Annotated in this window: 4 protein-coding genes and 1 pseudogene; all 5 read right to left on the reverse strand. The window is 67.3% G+C overall.

What is annotated here, in order from left to right; genetic code table 11:
* Positions 1-298: 298 nt before the first annotated feature.
* The 5 genes and pseudogenes from AB1634_18370 to AB1634_18390 all read right to left on the reverse strand — a co-directional run bounded on the left by AB1634_18370 (position 299) and on the right by AB1634_18390 (position 5,716).
* Positions 299-478 (reverse strand): annotated as a pseudogene (locus AB1634_18370) (ABC transporter substrate-binding protein).
* The gene (locus AB1634_18375; protein MEW6221480.1) at positions 462-1,652 is read right to left on the reverse strand and encodes an ATP-binding protein; all 1,191 of its coding nucleotides are present in this window, start codon (positions 1,650-1,652) and stop codon (positions 462-464) included. The pseudogene AB1634_18370 and the gene AB1634_18375 overlap by 17 nt, the downstream one beginning before the upstream one ends.
* A 177-nt stretch (positions 1,653-1,829) precedes the next feature.
* A complete protein-coding gene (locus AB1634_18380) occupies positions 1,830-2,165 on the reverse strand; it encodes a hypothetical protein (GenBank protein ID MEW6221481.1) in 336 nt (111 codons plus the stop codon).
* Positions 2,166-2,442: 277 nt separating this feature from the next.
* Positions 2,443-4,458: a methyl-accepting chemotaxis protein gene (locus tag AB1634_18385; GenBank protein MEW6221482.1), complete on the reverse strand. Its 2,016-nt coding sequence runs from the start codon at positions 4,456-4,458 to the stop codon at positions 2,443-2,445.
* A gap of 82 nt (positions 4,459-4,540) precedes the next feature.
* Positions 4,541-5,716, reverse strand: coding sequence for an ABC transporter substrate-binding protein (locus tag AB1634_18390; GenBank protein MEW6221483.1), 1,176 nt, complete (start codon positions 5,714-5,716; stop codon positions 4,541-4,543).
* Positions 5,717-5,730: the final 14 nt, after the last annotated feature.

Here is a 5,730-nt window from a genome sequence, read left to right on the forward strand (position 1 = left end):
CCGGCGGCCGCGCCGGCCTGGTCGATCATCTTCAGATGACCGGCCGGGGTGAGAGCCAGGGTGTGGGACATGATGGAGATGGCGGCAAGAAGGAACAAGGGCCGGTGCGCCAAGGCGGGGGCCACCGGGGCTGCAACCGCTACCTATACCACCCTTCGTCCCTCTTGGCGAGAGAGTTGCCATGGCCGGGGCGCACCCAACCGGGTGCAACGCCGGAAGTCCGCCAAGGTGGATCCCATAGGTCCTCTTCGCCCTCCAGGATGTGGCCGCGGACGCCCTCGGCCATGCGATCGGCCACCGCACCGGTCAAGGCGCCGAAGAGGAGCGTCTTCTTCTCGTCGGCGATGGGCACCGCGACGATAGCCGTCGGCGTGCCGACGTTGCCGATCACCGCCAGGACCTTGTCCTCGTCGATGAGCCGGTTCATGTTGGGGACACATCGGTCCGGCTCGTAGCCATCGTCATACGTCACGAGCTTCTCTCCATAGCCGCTGGAGGTGGCGCCAGGAGAGCACCGTTGCCCGGGAGCGCTCCTGGGAATCATCACCGCCGTACACCACCCGGAGGCGGGCCGGCTGCGCTCTGCCCAGGTCGGCCAGGCGCGCCGAGAACCGGTCCAGGCTCGTAAAGAAATCCGGCGCGACAGTGGCCCCGGACTTGATCTCCACGGCCGTGACTCCGCCTTCATCCCCCACAAGGAGATCGATCTCCGGTCCCCGGGCCTCCCGGTAGTGGAAGAGATCGGGCTGCCAGCCGCGGTGCACCCGGGCCTTGTAGATCTCGGAGACGACCCAGCTTTCGAAGATGGCGCCGCGCAGGGGATGCAGCCGGAGCTGCTCCGGCTCGCGGATGCCCAGGAGGTAACAGACTAGGCCGCTGTCAAAGAAATGCAGCTTGGGAGTCTTCACGATCTGCTTGCGGATGCTGGTGTGCCAGGCGGGAAGGCGATGGACGAGGTAGCTGGCCTCCAGAACCGAGAGCCAAGCCCGAGCGGTGTTGTGGGATACACCGGCATCGCTGCCCAGCACCGAAAGATTGATCTCCTGGGCGGTACGCCCGGCACACAGGCGCAGGAAGCCGGCAAAGGCGTTGAGATCGCCGACGTTGACCACCTGGCGCACGTCCCGCTGCACATAGGTGGTGGTGTAATCCGCCAGCCACTGATGGGCGGGGATGCGGCGATCGTAGATCCTTGGATACGAGCCTTGCCAGAGCACGGAAAAGAGGTCGTCCGGAGCGGAGGGAAAGGCCCGCAGCTCGTCAAGACTCGGCGGCAAGAGCACCAGGATCCCGCAGCGGCCGGCCAGTGATTGGGTCACTGCCTGGGACAATCCGAAATGCTGCGACCCGGTGAGAATGAACCGGCCAGCATCCGGGCGGGCATCGACGTCGCTCTGCAGGTACGAGAGCAGCCGGGGGACGTGCTGCACCTCGTCGATGATGGCCCCCCCGGCATACTCGGCCAGAAAGCCTCGCGGGTCACTGGCCGCAAACTCCCGCAGGTCCAGGGCCTCCAAAGAAACGTAGGGCTTGTCCGGGAAGACCATCTGGCATAGGGTGGTCTTCCCGGACTGGCGGGGACCGGTGACCAGGACGGCCGGGTAGTAGCCAGCCAGCTCATGGAGCTTCGCTGCCAGGAAGCGCGGGATCATGATCGGCAGTCTCGCAGATGGCGCATCATCTGGCAACAGGATTTCCATTTCATGCAAGAACCAGGGGCCGCTCCAGGTCCCCCGCCTCCTGCACCCAGGGGCAGCGGCGGGCCGCCTCCTGGACCGGCTCGAGAAGCCGCAGCAGCGCCGCCTGGTTGCGGCGGCCGGCGTACTCGCTCAGGGCCTTGTTGAGCGGCTGGTGCTGGAGTCGGGCGCTGGCGCCCAGCCGGGGCACATAGGTGGCCAGAAAGGCAGATACCGGGCGCTCATCTCCCGCCAGAAGCCCCAGGAAAGGGGCCAGCCCGGATCCGGCCGCCGGCCGGCCAGGGCGACGAGACCTTCGGCCTGACTGGCGGCGAAAGCGGCGGCAATGGCCTCGCCGTCGGCGGGAGGATGGTCAGCCCCCAGGGGCGCGCCGGCGGCCGCGCCGGCCTGGTCGATCATCTTCAGATGACCGGCCGGGGTGAGAGCCAGGGTGTGGGACATGATGGAGATGGCGGCAAGAAGGAACAAGGGCCGGTGCGCCAAGGCGGGGGCCACCGGGGCTGCAACCGCTACCTATACCACCCTTCGTCCCTCTTGGCGAGAGAGTTGCCATGGCCGGGGCGCACCCAACCGGGTGCAACGCCGGAAGTCCGCCAAGGTGGATCCCATAGGTCCTCTTCGTCCTCCAAGTCCCGTGGGTCCATGGGAGCCATGGGACCTGTAGGTTGCCATACGCGGAGGCACCCCGCCGCGCCGCGCCGAGGGCGGCCGCGTCGGGGGCAAGCAGGAAGGCTTTCCGGCAGGATTACGGCCTGTCGGAAGAGGCCACAGCCGGCAGGGTGTGGTCCGGGGCGTGCACCTGACCGGCGGCCACCGTGAAGAACCGTACCGCCGACGACAGCTGGTCGGCGTCGGCGGCATTCTGCTGGGTGACAGCGTCCATGCTCGACACCGCGAGGTTGATCTGCTCGATCCCCTTGGCCTGCTCGTCGGAAGCCGCGGCGATCTCCTTGACCAGCGCTCCCGAGTCCAGGATGTGGCCGCGGACCTCACCGAAGGTCTTGCTGGTCTGGTGGACCAGGCCCATGCCACTGCCGATCTGCCCCACGGTCTTTTCGATCAGGCTGGCGGTGGTCCTGGCCGCCTCCGCCGCCCGCATGGCCAGGCTCCGCACCTCCTCCGCCACCACCGCAAAGCCGGCACCGGCCTCGCCCGCCCGTGCCGCCTCGACCGCGGCATTGAGGGCAAGCAGGTTCGTCTGGAAGGCGATCTCGTCGATGGTCTTCACGATCTTCCTGGTTTCGGCGCTGGCCCGGGCGCTCTCCTGCATCGAGGTGGTGAGCGCGGCCATGGCCCGGTTGGCCTCTTCCACCGCGGTCTGGGAGGCCGCCATGAGCTGGTCGGCCTGGGCGGCGTTCTCGGCATTCTGCCTGGTCATCGAGGCCATCTCCTCCAGGGAGGCCGATGTCTCCTGCAGGGCCGAGGCCTGCGCCGCCGCTCCCGCCTTCAGGGTGCTGGCGGTTTCGACGATGCCGTGGATGATCTGCCCGAGCTCGGTGCCGATGTTGTTCAAGGCACGGGCGAGCTCGCCAACCTCGTCGTCCTGCCGGACAGCCATCTGCTGGGACAGGTCGCCCTCGGCCATGCGATCGGCCACCGCCACCGCCTGGTTGATGGGGGGCACCACCCGAAGGTAGATGAGCCCCCCGACACCAAGCAGGATGACCGCGCCCAGCGCGCCCACCAGGGTGTTGATCCGATTCGCGGTCTGCTGCACCTGGCCGGAGTCGGTCTGGGCGGCCTCGGTCAACGATGAAGCCATGCGCCCGAAGTTGTCGAGGCTGGCGACAATCGCCACCCGGGTCTCCTCGAGCCCGGTCCTGGCGCGGGTGCCTTGCTTCTCGGTCTGGAGCAGCTGGCAACGGAGGCTGCAGACCGAATGCTCGCCTTCGACCACGAGCTGTTTGAAGGCAGGGAACCCCTTTTCGATCCGCTGGGCGATGGCGGCCAGCTCACCGGAGCCCTCGACACCCTTCCGGATCGCCTCCAGGGAAGACAGGGCCAGGGCCGCGGCCTGGGCCACCTGGTTGGACCGGATGTTGGTGATGCGATCCTCGTCATCCACGAGCAGGAGCTGCCGGCCGAGGACGGTCAGGGAGGAGGTCGCCAGCCGCAGATCGGTGCAGGCCTTCTGCAGCTTGGCGAGATCGCCCTGGAGGAGGTTGGTCACCGCGCCCCGCAGCTCCTCGCCCTTTTCCGGCTGCGCCAGAAGCTGGCGTACCGCCACACTGGCCCGCATGGCCGCCAAGTTCATCCGGCCGGAGATCGACTCGGCCTCCTTCTGGAGATCCGCCCCTGCCTTGTCCATGGCCTCCATCTGCTGGCCGATCCTCTCCTGCAGCTGCAGGATCGCCTGGCGGCTCTCCAGAAGCAGGGAGTCCTGTTCCAGGAAGCGTGCGTACAGCTCATCCAGGCGACCGATCTCCGCCTCGGCCTCCGGCAGCTCGGAGGACAGACGGCGCAAGGCCTCCTGGTGGCCGACAAAGGCCTTCTCCAGGGCCGACCGCTCCCGGAAAGGCTCCAGGTCGCCCAGGGTACGGCTGGTGGCAATCCGGCTGTCCCGGACGCTGAAGGCGGTCATGGCCGCCACGATGCCTTCCACATCGGTCTTGACGCGGAAGGCCCCGTCGGTCAACCGGTGCTGGCTCATGACCAGGCGGCGGTTGGAGTCGAGATTGACCAGGAACAGGACCGCGACCACCATCACGCCGACCAGCACCATGCCGGCCAGGCTTCTCTTGATCGTCAAGCGGAGGAACATGGGTGTCTCCTTTGCCAGCTTCCGGAGCCGAAGCGGGCAGCCGGCAGGGTCCAGCGGGCGGCAGCACGCCGTCCAGGATCCGTCAAGGCTGCAGGGCCTTCCAGTCCAGACTGACGAAGGAGCCGTTCCTGATGATGGTCGGCCAGACCTGGCCACTGGCCTGGTGATCCGTCTTGCCGAACCCGATGGGAAAGCCGATGCCGATCTCGAGGCCGGTCAGGCCTTCGATGGCATCCACCAGGCCTTCCCGGGTCGGGGTGGCACCGGCCTTCTTGAGGCCCTCCACGAACACCTTGGCGGCCAGATAGCCTTCCAGGGAGACGAAATCCACCGCCGCGCCCGGGGCGTACGTGGCCAGATCGGCCCGGTATTCCTGAACCGCCGCCAGGCCGGTATCCGCAGGCGGCACCACCTGGGTGACGATCACGCCTTCGCCCGCCGGCCCCAGCTCCTTGGCCAGCGCCACACTGCCCACGAAAGAGACATTGGCATAGAGCGTCTCCGGCAGAATCTCCTTCGCCATGGTGATGAACTTGGCGCACGGCTTGTACGCCCCCACCATGATCACCGCCTTGGGGCTGCTGCCCAGAACCGTTGCCAGGCCATCCTCGACATTCTCGGTGTTCCGGGTGTAGCGACCATGGGCCAGGCTTTCAGCCGCGGCATACCCTTGTGTCTTCAAGGCCTTGATCGCCCCGGCATAGCCGGCGTCGCCATAGCCGTCATTCTGGGTGAAGAAGGCGATCTCCTCCGGCTTGATGCCGGCGGCAAGGAAGCCCTGGATCATCGCCCCGGTCTCCTCCTCATAGCTGGCGCGGAAGTTGATGACGTACCGGTCCGGTGGGCTCTTGCGCAGCACCCCGGCACCGGTGAAGGCGCCGAAGAGGAGCGTCTTCTTCTCGTTGGCGATGGGCACCGCGACAATGGCCGTCGGCGTGCCGACGTTGCCGATCACCGCCAGGACCTTGTCCTCGTCGATGAGCCGGTGCATGTTGGGGGCACAGCGGTCCGGCTCGTAGCCATCGTCATACACCACGAGCCTCAGCGTGTTGCCGTTCACCCCACCGGCGGCATTGACCTTCTTGAAGTACGTCTCGACACCGGTCTTCATGCCCTCGCCCAGGGCCTGCGCCGGTCCGGACAAAACCGTGGACATGCCGATGGGGATCTCGGCCGCTCCCGCGGCAACCGCCGCCATGACCACCAGACACCCCGTCGCCAAACCTGCCTGCCCCACCAACGTCCTCCGCTTCGCCATGCCCCCCCCTCCCT

The sequence above is a fragment of the Thermodesulfobacteriota bacterium genome (genome assembly GCA_040755095.1).
In the GTDB taxonomy this organism is placed as follows: Bacteria; Desulfobacterota; Desulfobulbia; order Desulfobulbales; family JBFMBH01; genus JBFMBH01.